The 19,481-nt window shown below is 65.2% G+C and carries 16 protein-coding genes and 1 pseudogene; 13 read left to right on the plus strand and 4 right to left on the minus strand.

Going from position 1 to position 19,481, the window contains the following annotated elements; genetic code table 11:
- From AC5RW2_RS33105 to AC5RW2_RS33115, 3 genes and pseudogenes are all read left to right on the plus strand, one after another.
- Window positions 1-1,906 (plus strand): annotated as a pseudogene (locus AC5RW2_RS33105) (hypothetical protein); the annotation flags it as partial.
- A gap of 191 nt (window positions 1,907-2,097) precedes the next feature.
- Window positions 2,098-3,876: an acetyl/propionyl/methylcrotonyl-CoA carboxylase subunit alpha gene (locus tag AC5RW2_RS33110; RefSeq protein WP_493963482.1), complete on the plus strand. Its 1,779-nt coding sequence runs from the start codon at window positions 2,098-2,100 to the stop codon at window positions 3,874-3,876.
- A gap of 177 nt (window positions 3,877-4,053) precedes the next feature.
- Window positions 4,054-4,323, plus strand: coding sequence for a GlsB/YeaQ/YmgE family stress response membrane protein (locus AC5RW2_RS33115; RefSeq protein ID WP_493941228.1), 270 nt, complete (start codon window positions 4,054-4,056; stop codon window positions 4,321-4,323).
- A gap of 368 nt (window positions 4,324-4,691) precedes the next feature.
- Here AC5RW2_RS33115 and AC5RW2_RS33120 read toward each other — a convergent pair whose 3' ends face one another.
- Window positions 4,692-6,095 carry an MFS transporter gene (locus AC5RW2_RS33120; RefSeq protein ID WP_493950723.1) on the minus strand — a complete coding sequence of 468 codons (1,404 nt, stop codon included), beginning with the start codon at window positions 6,093-6,095 and terminating at the stop codon, window positions 4,692-4,694.
- 249 nt (window positions 6,096-6,344) lie between these two features.
- Here AC5RW2_RS33120 and AC5RW2_RS33125 point away from each other — a divergent pair, with 249 nt between their 5' ends.
- Window positions 6,345-7,211: an alpha/beta fold hydrolase gene (locus tag AC5RW2_RS33125; protein ID WP_493963481.1), complete on the plus strand. Its 867-nt coding sequence runs from the start codon at window positions 6,345-6,347 to the stop codon at window positions 7,209-7,211.
- A gap of 18 nt (window positions 7,212-7,229) precedes the next feature.
- Here AC5RW2_RS33125 and AC5RW2_RS33130 read toward each other — a convergent pair whose 3' ends face one another.
- Window positions 7,230-7,679, minus strand: a complete 450-nt coding sequence (locus AC5RW2_RS33130; RefSeq protein WP_493963480.1) for a hypothetical protein — start codon at window positions 7,677-7,679, stop codon at window positions 7,230-7,232.
- 415 nt (window positions 7,680-8,094) lie between these two features.
- On the opposite strand from AC5RW2_RS33130, the gene AC5RW2_RS33135 reads away from it, so the two are divergent.
- The 3 genes from AC5RW2_RS33135 (at window position 8,095) to AC5RW2_RS33145 (ending at window position 11,764) form a co-directional block, all read left to right on the plus strand.
- On the plus strand, window positions 8,095-8,418 hold the full coding sequence (locus AC5RW2_RS33135) for a hypothetical protein (protein WP_493963479.1): 324 nt from the start codon (window positions 8,095-8,097) through the stop codon (window positions 8,416-8,418).
- A gap of 12 nt (window positions 8,419-8,430) precedes the next feature.
- Entirely contained in the window at window positions 8,431-10,923 is a 2,493-nt protein-coding gene (locus AC5RW2_RS33140) for a Tex family protein (RefSeq protein ID WP_493963478.1), read from the plus strand.
- Window positions 10,924-11,392: 469 nt separating this feature from the next.
- Window positions 11,393-11,764, plus strand: coding sequence for an Hpt domain-containing protein (locus AC5RW2_RS33145; RefSeq protein WP_493963477.1), 372 nt, complete (start codon window positions 11,393-11,395; stop codon window positions 11,762-11,764).
- A 4-nt stretch (window positions 11,765-11,768) separates the two neighbouring features.
- On the opposite strand, the gene AC5RW2_RS33150 is transcribed toward AC5RW2_RS33145, so the two are convergent.
- Together AC5RW2_RS33150 and AC5RW2_RS33155 are read right to left on the minus strand one after the other, a co-directional pair.
- Window positions 11,769-12,722, minus strand: coding sequence for a response regulator transcription factor (locus AC5RW2_RS33150; protein WP_493963476.1), 954 nt, complete (start codon window positions 12,720-12,722; stop codon window positions 11,769-11,771).
- Between the two features lie 121 nt (window positions 12,723-12,843).
- On the minus strand, window positions 12,844-14,247 hold the full coding sequence (locus AC5RW2_RS33155; RefSeq protein WP_493963475.1) for an NAD(P)H-quinone dehydrogenase: 1,404 nt from the start codon (window positions 14,245-14,247) through the stop codon (window positions 12,844-12,846).
- A gap of 170 nt (window positions 14,248-14,417) precedes the next feature.
- Here AC5RW2_RS33155 and AC5RW2_RS33160 point away from each other — a divergent pair, with 170 nt between their 5' ends.
- The 6 genes from AC5RW2_RS33160 (at window position 14,418) to AC5RW2_RS33185 (ending at window position 19,319) form a co-directional block, all read left to right on the plus strand.
- Complete coding sequence (locus AC5RW2_RS33160) at window positions 14,418-15,218, plus strand: purine-nucleoside phosphorylase (protein WP_493963474.1); 801 nt, start codon at window positions 14,418-14,420, stop codon at window positions 15,216-15,218.
- An 11-nt stretch (window positions 15,219-15,229) separates the two neighbouring features.
- On the plus strand, window positions 15,230-16,990 hold the full coding sequence (locus AC5RW2_RS33165) for a phospho-sugar mutase (protein WP_493963473.1): 1,761 nt from the start codon (window positions 15,230-15,232) through the stop codon (window positions 16,988-16,990).
- A gap of 40 nt (window positions 16,991-17,030) precedes the next feature.
- Window positions 17,031-17,237 carry a hypothetical protein gene (locus tag AC5RW2_RS33170; protein ID WP_493963472.1) on the plus strand — a complete coding sequence of 69 codons (207 nt, stop codon included), beginning with the start codon at window positions 17,031-17,033 and terminating at the stop codon, window positions 17,235-17,237.
- Window positions 17,238-17,387: 150 nt separating this feature from the next.
- Window positions 17,388-18,056, plus strand: a complete 669-nt coding sequence (locus AC5RW2_RS33175) for a class E sortase (protein WP_493963471.1) — start codon at window positions 17,388-17,390, stop codon at window positions 18,054-18,056.
- Window positions 18,057-18,333: 277 nt separating this feature from the next.
- Entirely contained in the window at window positions 18,334-19,056 is a 723-nt protein-coding gene (gene deoC / locus AC5RW2_RS33180) for a deoxyribose-phosphate aldolase (RefSeq protein WP_493941216.1), read from the plus strand.
- Between the two features lie 32 nt (window positions 19,057-19,088).
- Window positions 19,089-19,319 (plus strand): hypothetical protein, encoded by a 231-nt coding sequence (locus tag AC5RW2_RS33185; protein WP_493950735.1) that lies wholly within the window; start codon window positions 19,089-19,091, stop codon window positions 19,317-19,319.
- Window positions 19,320-19,481 lie beyond the last annotated feature (162 nt).

Raw genomic sequence — 19,481 nt, forward strand, 5'->3', positions numbered from 1 at the left:
GGCCTCGGCCGAACGGACCATCAACAAACCTTTTGCCGACACGGCAGTACCGACGGTGACCGGTTCCAACGATGTCGGCTCGACCCTGACCGCCGTCGCGGGCGCGACCACACCGGCAGCAACCACCGTGGTCTGGGAGTGGCTGCGCGAGGGCAAGGCCATCCCCGGGGCAACCCAGGCGACCTACAAACTGGTCAGCGACGATGCCGGAAAGACAATCTCCGTCACCGCCACCTACCAGGCCGCCGGCCACACCGACGTCATCAAGGCCTCGGCCGAACGGACCATCAACAAACCTTTTGCCGACACGGCAGTACCGACGGTGACCGGTTCCAACGATGTCGGCTCGACCCTGACCGCCGTCCCGGGCGCGACCACCCCGGAAGCCACCACCGTGGTCTGGGAGTGGCTGCGCGAGGGCAAGGCCATCCCCGGGGCAACCCAGGCGACCTACAAACTGGTCAGCGACGATGCCGGAAAGGAAATCTCCGTCACCGCCACCTACCAGGCCAACGGTTACACCGACGTCATCAAGGCCTCGGCCGAACGGACCATCAACAAACCGTTCACCGACGCGGCAGCACCGACGGTCACCGGTGCCAACGATGTGGGCTCAACCCTGACCGCTGCCCCGGGCGCGACCACCCCGGAAGCCACCACCGTGGTCTGGGAGTGGCTGCGCGACGGCAACGCCATCCCCGGGGCAACCCAGGCGACCTACAAACTGGTCAGCGACGATGCCGGAAAGGAAATCTCCGTCACCGCCACCTACCAGGCCAACGGTTACACCGACGTCGCCAAGACCTCGGCCGAACGGACCATCAACAAACCGTTCACCGACACGGCAGTGCCCACGGTGACCGGTGCCAAGGATCTCGGATCGACCCTGACCGCGCACCCGGGCAAGACCACACCGGCAGCCACCACCGTTACCTGGCAGTGGCTGCGCGACGGCACGAAAATCGCCGGGGCAACCGGTGCGACCTACAAACTGGTCAGCGACGATGCCGGAAAGAAATTCTCCGTCACTGCCCACTACCAGGCCGACGGTTACACCACAACGTCGAAGACCTCGACCGCCGTCACTACCGCCTTCGCATTCCCCAGCGCTCCGACGCCGACAATCAGCGGTTCGAAGACGCTGGGCGCCACGTTGTCCGCGACGGCCTCGGCCAGCCAGTCGGCTGCGTCCAAGACGACCTACCAGTGGCTGCGCGACGGTGAGCCCATCAGCATGGCGACGTCGTCGACGTACAAGCTAACCGAGTCCGACGCTGGCAAGAAGATCAGTGTCAGGGTCACGAGGACGGCCAGCGGTTATGCAGAAACGGCCAAGACCTCGGCGTCCGTAACCACGGCTTATGCCTTCACCTCGGCCCCGAAGCCCAGCGTTTCGGGAACCAAGAAGGTGGGCTCGACGCTGACGGCAAAGGTCTCGGCCAGCAAGCCGGTGAAGGCCAAGGTGGCTTACCAGTGGCTCCGCGACGGCAAGGCCATCAGCAAGGCAACGGCATCGAAGTACAAGCTGACCGCAGCTGATGCAGGCAAGAAGGTCAGCGTCAAGGTCACTCGGTCCGCAACAGGTTACGTGAACCATGCGTCTACCTCTTCTACCGCATCAGTGGCCAAGGTGGCATCCAAGGTGAGCGTCTCGGCGTCGTCAACGAAGTCGAAGACGGCGGTCCTGACTGTCAAGGCCTCGGCCACCGGCTTCAAGAACCTGACCGGCACCGTCACCATCAAGGACGGCAGCAAGACCGTCGCCAAGAATGCCAAGGTCAAGAACGGCCAGGTCAAGGTAACGCTGAAGAACCAGAAGAAGGGCAAGCACAAGTACACCGTCACCTACGGCGGTACGTCCCAGGTTGCGGGCAAGACCACAACTAAGACGGTCACCGTGAAGTAGGCCGCGGGCTTACGTTCTCAAAGGCAGCGGGCGTTCCGATCTCCACCAGCCGGGTGGAAGAGAGGAACACCCGCTGCCCTTTCTTGTAGGACTCCTACAAAGAACACCCCTTACACACGCACAAACGGCATTATTCATGAGCGATTCCCGCAAAAGCAGGCTAGGCTCCTCAAGGATAGAAGGAGCTTTGAATGACCCAGCGCATCACCAAGGTACTGATCGCCAACCGTGGTGAAATTGCCGTCCGCATAGTTCGCGCGGCACGCGACGAAGGCATTGCCTCGGTCGCTGTCTACGCCGATCCGGACCGGGATGCCCTGCATGTCCGGCTGGCAGACGAAGCCTTCGCACTCGGCGGGAACACTGCCGCCGAATCCTATCTGGTGATGGACAAGCTCCTGCAGGTTGCCCAGGCCGCGGGCGCCGACGCGGTCCACCCCGGCTACGGCTTCCTGTCCGAAAACGCGGAGTTCGCCCAGCGGGTCATCGACGCCGGCCTGACTTGGATTGGCCCCTCCCCCGACGCAATCTCCCAGCTGGGCGATAAGGTCCAAGCACGGCACATCGCCGAACGGGTCGGCGCTCCCCTGGTGCCCGGCACGCCTGATCCGGTGGCGAGCGTGCAGGAAGTGCTCGATTTCGCCGATACCTATGGCCTGCCGCTGGCCATCAAGGCCGCGTACGGCGGCGGCGGCCGCGGCATCAAGGTGGTCCGTGACCGCCAAGCGATCGCCGAGTCGTACGAATCAGCGGTACGCGAAGCCACAGCGGCGTTCGGCCGCGGCGAATGCTTCGTGGAGCGCTTTCTGGACGCTCCGCGCCACGTGGAAACGCAGTGCCTGGCCGATGCGCACGGCAACGTGGTGGTGGTGTCCACCCGCGACTGCTCGCTGCAACGGCGCAACCAGAAACTGGTGGAGGAAGCTCCGGCGCCCTTCCTGTCCGCCGAGCAAAACCAACGCCTCTACGCAGCCTCCAAGGCCATCCTGCGCGAAGCCAAGTACCAGGGCGCCGGCACGTGCGAATTTTTGGTCGGCCAGGACGGCACCATTTCTTTCCTGGAGGTCAACACCCGATTGCAGGTTGAGCACCCGGTCTCGGAAGAAGTCACCGGGATTGATCTGGTCCGCGAACAGTTCCGCCTGGCCCGCGGCGAAGAGCTCGGCTACGAGGATCCGGAAGTGCGTGGCCACTCGTTCGAATTCCGCATCAACGGCGAAGACGCCGGCCGCAATTTCATGCCGGCCCCTGGCGTGGTCGAGACGCTGCGCCTTCCCACCGGCCCCGGAGTCCGGGTTGATTCAGGCATCGAAGCAGGCGAAGTTGTCGGCGGAAACTTTGACTCCATGCTGGCCAAGCTCATCGTCACCGGCAGCACCCGCACCCAGGCCCTGGAGCGGGCACGCCGGGCACTGGACGAGATGGACATCGGCGGCATGCCTACCGTGCTGCCGTTCCACCGCGCCGTCGTGGCTGACCCGGCGTTCGCCCCGGAAGACGGGTCGTTCAGCATCCACACCCGCTGGATCGAAACCGAGTTCCACAACGACATTCCTGCCTTCCAGACCACTCCGGCCGCCTCAGCCGACGAGGACGGTGAGCGCCAGCGCGTAACCGTCGAGGTCGGGGGCAAGCGGCTGGAAGTCGTGCTGCCTGCGGGCCTCGGCTCGGGCACGGGCTCCGCCGCCAAGACCAACGGCAAGCCCAAGCGCACCCGCGGGCGCTCCGGCGCGGCCGCGGGAGCGGCGGCGAGCGGTGACGGCCTGGCCTCGCCCATGCAGGGCACCATTGTCAAAGTTGCCGTCAGCGAAGGCGACACGGTCGCAGAAGGTGACCTCGTCGTCGTACTCGAAGCGATGAAGATGGAACAGCCGCTGACGGCACACAAGGCCGGGACGATTTCGGGGCTTTCCGCCAAGCCCGGGGACACGGTTTCAGCCGGTGCGGTGCTGGCCACCATCGCCGACTAGAGGCGTTTTTCCGGGGCGGACTGTATCAACCGTTGTAGTTCTGTCACGTTTTAGGTACCAACTGGGCAAGGGAACTTATAAGCAGGCTGTCTATGCTGTAGCGTGATGCTTACAAGGAGCAGGGCCCGGCTTGTCCGGGAGAAATGAAGTATCACCTACGTAAAGGAGATGCACGTCATGGGTTTTCTAGCATTCCTCTTGCTTGGACTGATCGCCGGAGCCATCGCTAAGCTGATCCTCCCCGGGCGGCAGGGCGGCGGCTGGATCGCCACTCTGATCTTGGGCGTCATCGGCGCCCTCTTGGGCGGCTGGATCGGCGGCATGGTGGCGAGTGTCGACATGAACGATTTCTTCAGCCTCGCGTCGTGGATCTGGGCCATCATCGGAGCCCTGATCGTGCTGGTGATCTGGGGCTTCATCACGAACAGGAGGAGCAGCACGGTCTAACTGTGGCCGCTTGAACTGCTCCTTCAGCGGCATCTGGCCCGCCGTCCCCCACGGGGCGGCGGGCCTTTGCTGTGTGCCTGCCTGCGCCTCTCGTCTGTGCCTCAAACGCGTCCGCTGTGCCTCAAACGCGTCCGCCCCTCCCGCTGCCGGCGTTTCCCGCAGGTTTTCCCAAGGGTGGCATGACAATCTCCAGACCAGTGGCCATGCCGGCCAGGCACGATGCCGGCAGCAACGGCCATAGCTTTGCTGGTCCGGCACCCCAAGCGCCGGATCCCGGAGACGACGGCTCAGAGGAGGACACTTATTTACAAAACACGGGAGGACCCGCGGCACCAGCCGCGAGTCCTCCCGTGTGTCCAGCGGACCAGTCAGCTCGACTGGTTCTCGTAGTCCATGTCTTTGGTTTCCTTGCTCAGCAGCAGTGCGATCAGGGTCAGCACTGCAGCTGCACTGAGGTACAGGCCAACCAGGAAGGTGCTCCCGTCCGCGGCCTGCCACAGCGCCACAGCGATGAACGGCGCCACGGAAGCGCCGAGGATCGACGAGAAGTTATAGGCCACGGCGGAGCCGGTGTAGCGCACGTTGGTCGGGAACAGCTCCGGCAGAATCGCCCCCATCGGTCCGAAGGTCAGGCCCATCAGGGTGAAACCGATGATCAGGTGCGCCATGGTGCCGGCAAAGCCGCCGCCGAACAGCGGCACCCAAAGGAAACCGAAGGCCATAATGCCCAGGGACACCCAGATCAAGGTCTTCCTCCGGCCGTACTTCTCGGCGAGCGGGCCAGCCACCAGCGTGAAGATTCCGAAGAACACGACGCCGATGATCAGCATCAGCAGGAAGTCATTGCGGGCATAGCCCAGACCGGCGGCGAAAGTGTCCGGGTCGAACGGCTTTCCGGCGGCCTTGGCCGCGGCGGCTGCGTCCTCCGCGTTGGTCGCAGCGGTGCCGTAGGAGAGCGTGAAGGTGGTCATCAGATAAAACAGCACGTAGGTGGCCAGCATGATGAACGTACCCAGGATCAGCTGGCGCCAGCTGGTCTTGAACACCCGGCCCAGCGGCAGCTTGGTCACTTCGCCCTTGTCCACTACCTTCTGGAAGGCCGGAGTTTCCACCAGTTTCAGCCGGACCCACAGGCCGATGATCACCATCACGGCGCTGGCCAGGAAAGGAATACGCCAGCCCCAGGCCATGAACTGGTCATTGGTCAGGTTGATGCTCAACAACAGGAACAGCGAGTTGGCGATGATGAAGCCGATCGGCGCTCCCAACTGCGGGAAGGTGCCGTAGATGGCCCGCTTATTCGCCGGCGCGTTCTCGGTGGCCAGCAGCGCCGCGCCGCTCCATTCGCCGCCGAGGGCCAGGCCCTGGGCGAAGCGCATCACTACCAGCAGTGCCGGAGCCCAGAACGACCAGCCATCCACCTGGGCAGTGGGCAGGCAGCCGATCAGGAAGGTGGCGATGCCCATGGTGAGCAGGGAAGCCACCAAGGTGCCCTTGCGGCCGTACTTGTCACCGAAGTGTCCGAACACAATCGACCCGAGCGGGCGGGCGATGAAGGCCACGCCGAAGACCGCAAACGAGCTTAATAGCGCGACGGCGCCGCTGGCATTCGGGAAGAACAGCGCGGGGAAGACGAGCACGGCTGCGGTGGCATAGACATAGAAGTCATAGAACTCGATGGAGGTACCAACGAGACTGGCGACGATAACGCGGCCGCGGGAGTTCACCGGCGCAGCCGGCGCCCCCTTGGTGACTGGTGCTGGTGTGGACATTGAATGATGGCTTTCGCTCGGATGAATATCGGATAGATTCTATGCCAACGAGTCCGCAATTCGGACATCCATTTCAAAATATGGACACCTGTGATAACGAGCCGTAGGTCACAGAATCCACGCTCGTGCACGCCGGCCGTAGGCGGGGAATCGTGGAACGGTGTTTGCTGTTGTGCCGACCACAGCGCGGACCGGAGGCGCACGCCGTCATCTGGGCCAAACCGGACCGCGCTTGCCGAGGGAGGGATCATGGCCGAAGAACGGTCCCGGACGGTAGTGCGGCCGGGCGCGACCTTGTCCGTCTACACTTCGGGTCCGCCGCCGGGTGCCGGGGTGCCAACCGTCCTGCTTATCCACGGCTACCCGGATGATCACTCCGTCTTCGCTGCCGTGTCTGCCAAGCTAAGCGCCGATTGCCACGTCATCGCCTATGACACCCGAAATGCAGGCGCCTCACGGACCGACTCTTACCACCGCAGTTCCTTCCGGCTTCCCGTCCTAGTGGATGACCTTTTCGCTGTGATTGATGCCTCCGGCGCCGGGGCAGTGCATCTGGTGGGCCACGATTGGGGGTCGATCCAGGGTTGGGCGGCAGTCCAGGACGCCCGTGCAGAGGGCCGAATCCTGAGTTTCACGAGCATCTCGGGGCCGGATTTGGGCCACCTTCACCGCTGGTTCCGCCACCGAGCGCGCCGGCCCGCGCTGTGGCCACAGGCACTCAAACAGGCCATTCGAAGCTCCTACGTTGTCGGGTTCCAGCTGCCGGTCCTTCCGGAACTCGCTTGGCGAAAGCTGTTGACCCGCCGCTACGAGCAACTCAGCGGCCGGAGCATCGGCGACAACGGCGCCCGCGGCCTCAGCCTGTACCGGGCGAACTGGCACCGCCGGCAGGCACCGTCGGTCGACTGCCGGATGCCCGTGCAGGTGATAGTCCCCATCCGGGATCCGTTCCTTTCGCCGCGCTTAGTGGATGGGCTTGAACAGTGGGTGACCGTGCTGAAGGTCATCGAAGTGGATGGCGGCCACTGGTGGCACGAGGAGGACCCAGACTCTGCCGCCCGGCTGATCAGGAGCTGGATCGCAGACACGAGGGCAAGGCCAGCTGCGCCGAGCTGATGAATCGACATAGGCCGGCTAGTGATGCAGCGGCCGTCGGGACACTGCGTAGGACGGCTCACGCATCTGCTCGAGCCACGCATACATATCGGTATCCGGAAGCCGATGCAGGATCGGATCGAACCGGATGGCCGTATCCTGTCCGTTGCTCCCAGGCCGCAATGTCAATGTAGCGAACTGTCGCCATTGCCCCCACGCCCGGGCGTGGTACAGGCCCAGGATCCATTCCCCGCTGCCCAACGCCCGGCGGAATCCGGCCGGATCCGCCGGAAGCAGCACGCGAGGCCGGAGCGTGCGCGCGGCTAGCTGGACCGGGCCGTGTGCTCCCCGGTACGGCATCAATGTTGTCATTGCCCCCGTCGCCAGGTTTCGCCGGGGCACGAGGAGGAACCGGCCAATCCGCGAGGCGCCGGTAGAAGCCAGCAGAATATCCGCCTTTTCACCGTCGACGTTGACCCGCAGTGCCAAGCCGATAATATCCGGACACCGCGGCGGCAGTCCCACCGACCGTGACAGCCGCGCAACAACGTCGTTGGTCCCTGATTCATCCAGCCACGGTATGCCGCTTGCAGTGTCCGACCCCCGCCGCACCAACTGCCCGTCAAGCTGAAGTCCGATGGAATGAATGGGCCGCACCGGCCGCAGCCTCTTGAGCACCCGAAAGACAGCGGCCACAGTGCGCCCTGCCGCCGCCCCGATGACATGAAGCATGCCCAGCCGCCCCTTCCCCCATGGTCGCTTCCACGCCGGACTCTTCTTTTCCACCCGTCGCGCCCGCGCGCCATGCACACAGACAGCATACTGAGCATCGGCCCGGCGTGATGCAGACGGACGATCTATCCTGCCGGACATAATGTCCGTCCCGGCTGACATTCTTGCCGCCATGAACAAAGTCGACGTGGTTACCGCCAGCAGCTACGCCAGGACCGAGGGTGGCCGTGGCCTGGGTGCCCTTGCACACCGCCCACGGACCGTGCGTGCACCCTACTGCCGTGAGCCGTACGTGCGGGTGAAACTGGATGGCACGCTACTTGACGCCAAGGCAGTCTCGTGGGACCGGACCAGCGTGCAGCTGAAGTGGATCGACGCAACGGGTTCTGCCCGGACTGCGTGGGTTCCCGCCGGCAAGGTTCGGCGCATTCACCGGGACGAATCCAGTTGGCGCGACCCCTACGACGACTACGCCCACTACTATCCCGGCACCTGAAGCAGCCAGCCCATGCGGCACAATGGATCGGTGACCGAAACATCCGCAGTTGCACAGCCCGCCCAACCTACGACTCTGCCTCCTCTGGATCCGGCCGCCCTTGCTGCGCGGATCTATGCCCAGCTCGCCCAGGAGCTGGGAGTCAATATGTGGCAGGTCAAAGCAGCAGTGGAAATGCTCGACGGCGGTGCCACCGTCCCGTTCATCGCCCGCTACCGCAAGGAAGCCACCGGAACGCTGGACGACGCCCAACTGCGAGATCTCGAAGAGCGGCTGCGCTATCTACGGGAACTGGAAGACCGCCGTCGTGCTGTGCTGGAGGCCATTGCCGGCCAAGGCAAACTGACCGCTGAGCTGGAAGCCGCCGTCAACGCTGCGGACACCAAAGCCCGGCTCGAGGACATTTACCTGCCCTACAAGTCCAAGCGGCGGACGAAGGCACAGATCGCCCGCGAGGCCGGGTTGGAGCCGCTGGCCGTTGGCCTGCTGGCGGATCCGTCGCAGGATCCCCTGGCCGCTGCGGCGCAATTCCTCAATCCCGAGCACGCCATCAACGAGCCGGCGGACGCCCTGGCCGGCGCCCGCGCCATCCTGGTGGAGCAGGTCAGCCAGGATGCCGATCTGGTGTCGGAACTGCGGGAACGGCTGTGGAAGCAGGGCCTGGTCCGGGCCGAAGTCCGCGAGGGCCAAGAGGACACCGGGCAAAAGTTTGCCGACTACTTCGATTTCGCCCAGGACCCCGCCGGCCTTCCCTCGCACCGCGTGCTGGCCCTGCTGCGCGGCGAGAAGGAAGGCGTGCTGAACCTGGATATCAGCGAGGGCAACCCCGCGGATGCCGCCGACTACGCGCAGGCGCGCGCCCGGTTTGAGAACGCAGTCGCGTCGCGAATGGGCGTGGCGGATCACGGTCGGCGCGCCGACCGCTGGCTGATGCAGACCGCGCAGCTGGGGTGGCGCCGGATCCTGGTGAAGCTGGCCATCGACCTTCGCGTGCGGCTGTTCACCGCAGCCGAAGACGAGGCTGTCCGGGTCTTCGCCGCCAATCTCCGGGACGTGCTGCTGGCGGCACCGGCCGGAAACCGGGCCACCTTGGGGCTGGATCCCGGGCTGCGCACCGGCGTGAAGGTCGCCGTCGTCGACGGAACCGGCAAAGTGGTGGCCACCGACACCATCTACCCGCACGCTCCTGCCAAGAAATGGGATGAGTCTTTGGCCTCGCTGGCGCGGCTGGCCGGCAAGCATGCCGTGGAGCTCGTCGCCATTGGCAACGGCACCGCCTCACGGGAGACGGACAAGCTGGCCACCGAGCTGATCAAGCTGATGGGTCCCACGCGCAAGCTGCAGAAGCTTGTGGTCTCGGAGGCCGGCGCATCCGTGTATTCTGCCTCGGCACTGGCCTCCGCGGAACTGCCCGAACTGGATGTCTCCTTGCGCGGCGCTGTCTCGATCGCCCGCCGTTTGCAGGACCCGCTGGCCGAGTTGGTCAAGATCGATCCCAAGTCGATCGGCGTCGGTCAGTACCAGCACGATGTCACCGCCACCAAGCTGGAGCGTTCCCTCAACGCTGTGGTCGAAGACTGTGTCAATGCAGTCGGCGTGGACTTGAATACTGCGTCGCCGTCGCTCCTGTCCCGGGTGGCCGGTCTCGGCACGCAGTTGAGCGAGAACATCGTTGCCTACCGCAACGCCAACGGCCCGTTCGCCAAGCGCGCCGAACTCAAAAAGGTTCCGCGGCTGGGTGAGAAAGCCTTCGAGCAGTGCGCCGGCTTCCTGCGCATTACCGGCGGGGCCGAGCCGTTGGACGCTTCCAGCGTGCACCCGGAAGCGTACGGCGTTGCCCGCAAGATCCTTGCCGCCGCCGGCACCACCGCCGCGGCCGCGGCACGAGGCGGCCAGTCCCTGGCCGTACCGGATCCCCAGCAGTTCGTGGACGAAAACTTCGGCCTCCCGACGGTGGTGGACATCATCTCCGAGTTGGAAAAGCCGGGACGCGATCCACGACCCCATTTCACTACCGCGACATTCACCGACGGCGTGGAAAAGATTTCAGACCTTACACCGGGCATGGTGCTGGAAGGCACCGTGACCAACGTCGCAGCTTTCGGCGCCTTCGTGGATGTAGGCGTCCATCAGGACGGGTTGGTCCACATTTCCGCAATGTCGGACAAGTTCGTCTCGAATCCGCACGACGTGGTCAAATCCGGCCAGGTGGTGAAGGTCAAGGTCTTGGAAGCCGACCCGGAGCGGAAGCGGATCTCGCTGACCCTCCGGCTGGACGACGAAGCTCCCGCTGGGGAGCCGCGCCGGCCGGGTTCTGGCCAGTCGGGCCGTCCCGGAAGTGTCCGCAGCGTCAAGGAAGGCTCACGGACCGGCTCGGCTGGGGGCAGGCCCGGTCGCCGCGACGGCAAGAAGCCCAGCGGAAATGGTGACCGTCAGACCGGTACCGGAGCGTCCGTGAACACGGCCATGGCCGAGGCCCTGCGGCGGGCCGGGCTGAGGAAATAGAAACCAGCAGCCCCAGCACCTTGTGCCGCCGGAGCACTCCCTCCGGACGATGCACAAGGTGCTGGGAAGCTGTTCCCAGCGGATGGTGGCCTTGCGGAGACCAGGCCCAAGCCTTGTCAGCCTGTGACCCATGACGCAACTATGGCCGACGCTTCCTAAGATCGGCATGAGGTATCCGAAAGATTCGCTCAGTTTTGGTTCGTCCGGACGGGTGCAGCCCCCCGCTGCCGGGCGGAGCAGACCACCTCGAGAACCGTCCGGTGAGCACCTGAAGTGTCGATCAATCCGCCGCTAACACACAGGCCCGCACAATTGCTGCTCAAGAGTTACCAAGGTTGAGCGCGCTCGCCCAGGTTGGACTCGGCCGTCGCCTACGATAAGAGGTAGTTCGATACCGCAACCAGTTGGAAGGAGTACCGCCCATGCTCGATTCCGGGCGCCACTCCGCTTCCGGCTCTGGGGAGACGGCATGACCGCCGTTGCAGCCGAGGTTCCGCTGGTGTTGGACTCCGTGCTGGAGAAACTGGCGACGGATCTTGGCGACCACGACGGCAGTATGCGCCGACGCTTCATCACCAACTATGTGGAGCTGTGGGATCACCGCTACGGCAGGGTGTCTGGTGCGGTGCTGGCACGCGACGCCGACGACGCCATGGATGCCATTCTCAGCTTGAAGATCTCCAGCAGCATGGTGGGGGCAGGGCGGCTTGGCCGGCTGGCAGAGCATCTGGAAGGGCTGGTCCACGGACAGTTGTTCGATGCAGCTGCCACGCTGCTGGACGAGTTGCGCGCCTGTGGGATGTCGACGACGGCACAGTTGCGCAGCTACCAGCTGGCGTAAATGGTTACCGCTTCGGCGCCAGGCTATAGCCCACGCCGCGGACGGTCTTGATCCAGCGGGGGGCCTTGGTGTCGTCGCCGAGCTTACGGCGGAGGTTGGCCATGTGCACTTCAATGGTGCGCTCGTCGGAGTCTGAAATATAGCCGCCGGTGTTGTACGGCTCGTTGCGCAAGCGTCGAACCAGATCAGCCTTCGTCCGCACCACGCGTCCGCTCTCCATCAAGGCGTAGAGCAGGTCGAATTCGCTGCGGGTCAGGTCCAGTTCGCGTCCGGACCGGATGACCGTACGCGAACGGCGGTCCACCACAATCCCGTTGTGCTCCAGCACCCCGTCAGCGGGCGGGACCGCCGCGGCAAGGAGTGGCTCGACGGTGTCCTCGGCAGCGACCGCAAGCGCCGTACCCCCTCCGGCAGCGGCCGGAACCGGTGCGCCGTCGGACGGCGACAGCTGCAGGCCGGATTGCCCGCCGCCGCCCATCCCGGCACCTTGCAGGACGGCTTCCGGGAAGGCGGCGGTGGTCGGTGCTCCCGCCCCAGCAGAGGGCGTCGCCCCGCTCACGGCTGCACCGCCGTCGTTATCCTTGGTGGCGCGTGGGCGCCGCAACATAGCGGTGATCCGGGCGCGGAGTTCCCTCGGGCGGAACGGCTTGGTCAGGTAATCATCGGCACCGGTTTCCAAGCCCAACAAGGTGTCCAGCTCTTCGGCCCGCGCCGTCAGCATGATGATGTAGGTGTCGCTGAAGCGCCGCACCTGACGGGCGACTTCGAAGCCGTCGATGTCCGGCAGTCCGAGATCAAGGGTGACGACGTCCGGGTTGTGGCGCTTGATCGCGGCGACGCCTTCCATGCCGGAGGACGCAGTATGAACCGTGAATCCGGAGCTGGAGAGCACTGTGGAGATCAGCTCCCTGATGTCCAGGTCGTCCTCCACAATGACGGCAGTTCGCTGCTCGCTCATTCCTTGTCCCCCAACTGATCTTCTATGGTTCAACGTTTCAATCACTACTTATTGGTGATTGTAGTCGCATAGTCAGACAAATCGGTCACTTAAAGCCGGAATGACGGCGGAAGTCTGCTACCTAGAGATGGACGTGCAGGCGCCGTGCGGCCTCGGAAATCGAGCCGGTCAGCGACGGGTACACCGTGAAGGTGTTGGCGACGTCGTCCACGTGCAGCTTCTGCGTGACGGCCAGCGCGATCGGGAAGATCAGTTCGGAGGCCCGCGGGGCCACCACAACTCCCCCGATCACCGTGCCGGAGCCGCGGCGGGCAATGATCTTGACGAAGCCGTCGGAGACATTCATCATCTTGGCCCGCGCGTTGGTATTCAGCGAGAGTTTGATGATGTCGCCCTGGTACCGGCCGGAGGCAACATCTTCCTCGGTGACACCGACCGTGGCGATTTCCGGACTGGTGAAGATATTGGACGCCACCTGAGTGAGCTTCAACGGCTTGACGTAGTCGCCCAGCAGGTGCGCCACGGCGATCCGGCCCTGCATGGCGGCCACGGAAGCCAAGGCCAAGACGCCGGTGCAGTCGCCGGCCGCGTAGATGTTTGACGCCGTGGTGCGGGAGACGCCGTCCACCTTGATGTGGCCGCTCTCGGTCAGAGCGACGCCGGCATCTTCCAGCCCGATCCCGGCGGTGTTCGGCACACCGCCGACGGCCAGCAGGCAATGCGAGCCCTCGACCACGCGCCCGTCGGCCAGGGTGACCAGCACGCCGTCGTCCGTCCGTTCCACACCCGCGGCGCGCGACTTGGAAAGCACCGTCATCCCGCTGCGGGCGAAGACGTCCTCAAGCACGGCGGCGGCGTCCGCATCCTCGCCCGGCAGCACCCGGTCACGCGAGGAGACCAGGGTGACCCTGGTGCCCAGCATCCGGTAGGCGGAGGCGAACTCCGCTCCGGTCACGCCCGATCCGACGACGATCAGGTGTTCGGGAATCTCGGTCAGGTTGTAGACCTGGGCCCAGTTGAAGATCCGTTCGCCGTCGGGCTTGGCGGTGGGCAGTTCCCGCGGCGTGGCTCCGGTGGCCAGCAGGATGGCATCGGCTTCCACCGTCTCGGTCCCGGATTCGGTGGTGACAACGATCGTGTTCGGCCCGGAGAGCTTGCCCTCGCCCAGAATGACCCGCACGCCGGCACGTTCCAGACCGTGATGGATGTCCGCCGACTGGCTTTCGGCCAGCTTGAGCAGCCGGTCGTTCACGGTACGCAGATCGGCGTAGGCAGCCTTCGAGTGCTCATCAAAGCGAACGCCCAGGTCATGGGCACTGGCCACCCGCCGCATCGCATCCGCGGTGGCGATCAGGGTCTTGGACGGGACCACGTCGGTCAACACGGCCGAGCCGCCGAGCCCTTGCCGCTCGATGATCGTCACCTTGGCGCCGAGCGAATTGGCCACCATGGCCGCCTCATACCCGCCGGGGCCCCCGCCCAGGATCGCTAGACGCGGGGCACTGAAATCTATTTGGCTAGTCACGCCCTTCATTGTGTCGCATGCCCCCCACGGCCTCAACCTGCACGGCGGCCGGCGGCGGCGCGGCCGCTGCTTTGCGGCCGGCCGTGGGCTTCAGGAATGCTTACGCCGACGACGGCGGTGCCGTGCCTTCTGCTTTCAGCAGCCGTTGGGCACCGGGTAGGTTAAGTGCTGTGACTACAGATCCCTTTGAACTGGCAGCCGAGGCGGCCGCTTTCCTCGCGCAGCAGACCGGTGTTGACAGCCATGATGTGGCGCTGGTGCTCGGCTCCGGCTGGGGCGAAGCCGCCGACCTCATCGGCGCCACCACGCATACGATTCCGGCCGCAGACATCCCAGGGTTCTCCGCCCCCGCCGTCGAGGGCCATGTGGGCACCATCCGGTCCGTCCTCACCCCGGACGGCAAACGTGTTCTAGTGCTCGGAGCCCGCACCCACTACTACGAGGGCAAGGGTGTGCGGGCCGTTGTCCACGGTGTCCGCACCGCCGCGGCGGCCGGCTGCAAAACCCTGGTCGTGACCAACGGTTGCGGCGGTCTCAACCCTGCTTGGGCACCGGGTACGCCGGTGCTGATCAGCGACCACATCAACCTCACCGCCGCGTCACCACTGGAAGGGGCTACCTTCGTTGACCTGACGGATCTTTATTCGGCGCGGCTCCGTGCTTTAGCCCGGGAGGTCGACCCCAGCCTGGACGAAGGTGTGTACGCACAGTTCACCGGCCCCCACTACGAGACGCCGGCGGAAGTGCAGTACGCCAAGCGGATCGGTGCCGATCTGGTCGGCATGTCCACGGCGCTGGAGTCCATCGCCGCCCGCCACGCAGGCATGGAAGTATTCGGCATTTCGCTGGTGACCAACCTGGCAGCCGGCATCAGCGCCACACCGCTCAGCCACGCCGAGGTCATCGAGGCGGGACAGGCCGCCGGGCCGCGGATCTCCCGGTTGCTGGCCGGCATTGTCGCCAAGCTGTGAACGGGGGCGAGATGACCGCGACAACCGACGAGCTCATGGCCGCTGCCGCAGCCTGGCTGGGGACCGACCCCGACCCGCAGACCCGGCAGGAATTGCAGGACCTGGTAACAGCTGCGGACGGCGGTGGCCCGGAGGCGGCAGCGGCCCGGACCGAACTCGCTGACCGCTTCTCCGGCACCCTCGCCTTCGGTACGGCGGGACTGCGGGCCGCCCTGGGTGCAGGTCCGTTCCGGATGAACCGGGTGGTGGTGCGCCGGACCGCGGCCGGCCTGGCCCGGTTCCTGCTGGACACCGCCGACGGCGCGTACACCCCGCGCGCCGTGGTCGGCTTCGACGCACGCCGGAATTCTGATGTCTTTGCCGCCGAATCCGCTGCCGTCTTCACTGCCGCAGGCATCGAAACCTTCCTCATGCCGTCGGCCCTGCCCACGCCGGTGCTGGCGTACGCGGTCCGGGCACTGGGCTGCGAAGCGGGCGTGATGGTCACCGCCAGCCACAACCCCGCCAACGACAACGGCTACAAGGTCTACTTGGGCGGACGTGCAGTGGACGAAGGCGGACGCGGCGCCCAGATTGTGGCACCCTACGACGCCGAGATTGCCGCCCGGATCGACTACACCCCGGAGCTGGAATCAATCCGTCTGGCCGAGGACGGCTGGACGGTCCTGCCCGACGCGATCGCCGGCGACTACACCGCGGCCGTGACCGCCCTGGCCAACCCTCGGCTGTTCCCCGAGCGGGAACTGAAGATCGTGCTCACCCCCATGCACGGGGTGGGCGGGGCCACCATGCGGGCCGTCCTTGAGCAGGCTGGATTCACAGACGTCACGATGGTGGCGGCGCAGGCGGATCCGGATCCGGATTTCCCGACCGTGGCCTTCCCCAATCCGGAGGAAGCCGGAGCCATCGATCTGGCCTTGGAGACCGCGGCGGAAGTCGGTGCCGATCTGGTCATTGCCAATGACCCCGACGCCGACCGCGCCGCCCTGGCAGCCAAAGATCCGTCGACCGGCGCTTGGCGGATGCTTCGGGGCGACGAGGTCGGCGCCCTGCTCGGCGCGCACATGGCCGCACGCATCGCCGGCCAGAACCAGTTGGCGCCGGAAAACGACACAGCCGGCCGCAGCCCGGTCTTCGCCAATTCCATCGTCTCGTCCCGGTTGCTGGGCAAGATCGCGGCTGGTGCGGGCATGGACCACATGGAGACCCTCACCGGCTTCAAGTGGATTTCCCGCGTCCCTGGATTGGTCTATGGCTACGAGGAAGCCCTGGGCTACTGTGTGGCACCGCATCTGGTCCGCGACAAGGACGGCATGTCCGCTGCCCTGCTGCTTGCGGAGCTCGCCGCCGACCTGCAGGCGTCTGGCCGCACCCTCTTCGATGCCCTCGACGAGTTGGCCTTGCGGTATGGTCTGCACGCCACCGACCAGCTCAGCGTCCGGGTGGACAATCTGGTCCTGATTCCGACCATGATGGACCGGCTCCGTGAGCAGCCGCCGTCGTCATTCGCCGGGTCACCGGTGGCGGCCCACACGGACTTGTCCCTGGGCAGCGAAGCCCTGCCGCCCACCGACGGGATGCTGTTCCTTACCGAGGACGGCACCCGTGTGATCATCCGGCCCAGCGGTACCGAGCCCAAGCTCAAGTGCTATCTGGAAGTGGTCCGGCCGGTCGAATCCGCCGAGCAGTTGCCGACGGTGCGCGCCGAGGCCACCCAACTGCTGGAAGGCATCAAGGCGGACATCCGTGGCGCCCTCGGACTGGTGGAATAGCACCCTTTTGCGCCCCGCACGACTGTGGGACCATGCTGCCATGGTCATCGAAGAGGACTATTCCCCAGCTTCGCGGGACAGGCACCCCAGCCCCGACGACAAGCCGGAACATCGGGCCTCGGAGGAACACCTCCCGGCGGACGACGAGCGCGCCATCGCCCGCCGGCGGAAGGACGCCGAGGACAAACTCGAGGAACACCGACGCGAGGCCGAACAACACGGCCATCCGACGGGCGGGACGCACTGACTAAGAGGGCCTCCGGCGCTGATACTGTCTATCAATATGGCCCATGATCTAACCACCACGGCGGAGGAGAGCGCTCCGGTCGGCAAACGGTACCGACGGCGCCGCCAGTCTCCTCTCCGGACAGCCCTCCATGTCGTTGGCGAACTCCTGATGACTGCCGCGGCAATCCTGTTGCTGTTCGTGGTGTGGCAGCTGTGGTGGACCAACCTCGAGGCCCGAGGAGCCCAGACCGCCGTCGTCGAGAGCCTCTCCCAGGAGTTCGCCAAGCCGGCCGAGACGCAGGAAGCGCACACGGACACCGAACCTGTAGTCGGCAAGCGGCCTGCTGACGGTGAATCCTTTGGCATCGTCTACATCCCACGCTTCGGTGAGGACTACTCCGTGCCGTTGTCCGCGGGCGTCAGCGACTTGGTGCTGGACTCGCTGGGCCTGGGCATGTACCCGGACAGCGCCATGCCCGGGGACACCGGGAACTTTTCGGTGGCCGGGCACCGGCAGACGCATGGCAAGGTACTGGACCTGGTCCACACACTGGAACGGGGAGACAAGATATATGTACGAACCACCGACGGGTACTACACCTACGCTTTCCGTGATTTCGAGATAGTGACCCCAGACCGCAGCGACGTACTGTTGCCTGTGCCCAAAGAACCTGAGGCAAAGCCCACCGAGCGCCTCCTGACCATGACAACTTGCCACCCGCGGTACGGCGACCAGCAACGGTTTATTGCTTACTCGGTGCTGGAATCCTGGCAGCCGGGCAGCGCCGGCCCACCGGACGAGATTGCGGCCGTGGTCAAACAGAGCTCGAAGGGATAACTGACCAATGTATGCATGGATTTTCCGCAGCCTGCCCGGCCCCCTGTGGGTGCGGACCCTGCTTGCGGTTCTGCTGATTGCCGCAGCAGTCCTCTTTCTGATGGAGGTGGCCTTCCCGTGGGTCAGTGCGCTTGCTCCGCTGAACGAGGACTCAACAATCGGTGGCACGGCTCCGCCTCAGTGAGCCCCGCAAGAACCGGACCCGTCCGCCCCGCCGTCCCCGAAGACAATATGCAAGGATGGATGTTCCTGGACCCAGCAGACGAAAGGGATGGCCATGTCTGAAGACAGCACACCCGGATCCGCGCCGAGCGAGACCTATCACGACCCGACGTCGATCGCTTCGGTCATCGACCATACCCTGCTGAAGCCCGAAGCTTCCCGCGAGGACATCCTCACCGTCTGCGAGGAGGCGATGCAATACCGCTTCGCCGCAGTCTGCGTGAACCCCCTGTGGACCGCCCTGGTGCACAGCACACTCAAGGGTTCCGGCGTCAAGACCTGTTCCGTCATCGGCTTCCCGTTCGGTGCCACGCCAACCGATGTGAAAGTTTACGAGGCCCGCGGTGCCAACCTGGACGGCGCCGACGAGATCGACATGGTGATCAACATCGCCGCCGCCCGCGCGAACGACCGCGACACGGTGCTGGCTGACATAGCAGCGGTGGCCGAAGCCGTCCATGCCGGCGGCGCCATCCTCAAGGTCATTCTGGAAACCCATCTGCTCTCCGACGAGCAAAAGCGGATGGTATGCGAAGCCGCAGCCGAGGCCGGCGCCGACTTCGTCAAAACCTCCACCGGCTTCAGCGGCGGCGGGGCCACCGCCGAGGACATTGCGCTGATGCGGGATGCTGTCGGGCCGCACCTCGGCGTCAAGGCTTCCGGCGGCGTGCGCTCCATCGACGACGCGCGCGCCATGCTCCGTGCCGGCGCAACACGAATTGGCGCCAGCTCATCAGTGGCTATTGTTAAGGGTGAGCAAGCCGCCGGCGGCTACTGACGCCGCATCGCACTACTGAGGAGAAACACCCCATGGCAGCCCATCCCAAGCAGCGCACCCATTCGGGCGAGGGACATTTGGTCAGCAATCTCATCACCTTCGTGATCATGATGCTGATCTTCTTCGGTTCCCTGTATGCCTTCAGTTTGGAACCGGTTATCGGGGCCATTCCGGCATTCGCCATCGGCCTGGGCCTGTTCACGCTGGCCTTCTTCATTCCCAAGCAAATCATCGGGCGGGCCGACACCTACCACAAGGCCTAAGAAGACACTGAGGCTTTCCCGGGCGCGCAGCCAAGGGCACGGCAGGATCTGCCCCCTTGGCTGCGCGCCCGGCGCATTTAAATCGCGACGGCGTGAATCTCGACGGCAGCGTGCCTCCTCGCGGTCCGCGGCCAAGCCGGTGCGCACTGCTGACCGGTTCAC

This window comes from Arthrobacter sp. B0316-1-20 (genome assembly GCF_059091865.1).

Excerpts from the sequence above, each read along its gene's own strand:
- AC5RW2_RS33185 (WP_493950735.1), top strand. The coding sequence starts at position 19,089 with ATGGCAGCCCATCCCAAGCAGCGCACCCATTCGGGCGAGGGACATTTG.
- AC5RW2_RS33120 (WP_493950723.1), bottom strand. The coding sequence starts at position 6,095 with ATGTCCACACCAGCACCAGTCACCAAGGGGGCGCCGGCTGCGCCGGTG.
- AC5RW2_RS33150 (WP_493963476.1), bottom strand. The coding sequence starts at position 12,722 with ATGAGCGAGCAGCGAACTGCCGTCATTGTGGAGGACGACCTGGACATC.
- AC5RW2_RS33125 (WP_493963481.1), top strand. The coding sequence starts at position 6,345 with ATGGCCGAAGAACGGTCCCGGACGGTAGTGCGGCCGGGCGCGACCTTG.
- AC5RW2_RS33140 (WP_493963478.1), top strand. The coding sequence starts at position 8,431 with ATGCGGCACAATGGATCGGTGACCGAAACATCCGCAGTTGCACAGCCC.
- AC5RW2_RS33115 (WP_493941228.1), top strand. The coding sequence starts at position 4,054 with ATGGGTTTTCTAGCATTCCTCTTGCTTGGACTGATCGCCGGAGCCATC.
- AC5RW2_RS33175 (WP_493963471.1), top strand. The coding sequence starts at position 17,388 with ATGACTGCCGCGGCAATCCTGTTGCTGTTCGTGGTGTGGCAGCTGTGG.
- deoC (WP_493941216.1), top strand. The coding sequence starts at position 18,334 with ATGTCTGAAGACAGCACACCCGGATCCGCGCCGAGCGAGACCTATCAC.
- AC5RW2_RS33145 (WP_493963477.1), top strand. The coding sequence starts at position 11,393 with ATGACCGCCGTTGCAGCCGAGGTTCCGCTGGTGTTGGACTCCGTGCTG.
- AC5RW2_RS33135 (WP_493963479.1), top strand. The coding sequence starts at position 8,095 with ATGAACAAAGTCGACGTGGTTACCGCCAGCAGCTACGCCAGGACCGAG.
- AC5RW2_RS33170 (WP_493963472.1), top strand. The coding sequence starts at position 17,031 with ATGGTCATCGAAGAGGACTATTCCCCAGCTTCGCGGGACAGGCACCCC.
- AC5RW2_RS33165 (WP_493963473.1), top strand. The coding sequence starts at position 15,230 with ATGACCGCGACAACCGACGAGCTCATGGCCGCTGCCGCAGCCTGGCTG.
- AC5RW2_RS33110 (WP_493963482.1), top strand. The coding sequence starts at position 2,098 with ATGACCCAGCGCATCACCAAGGTACTGATCGCCAACCGTGGTGAAATT.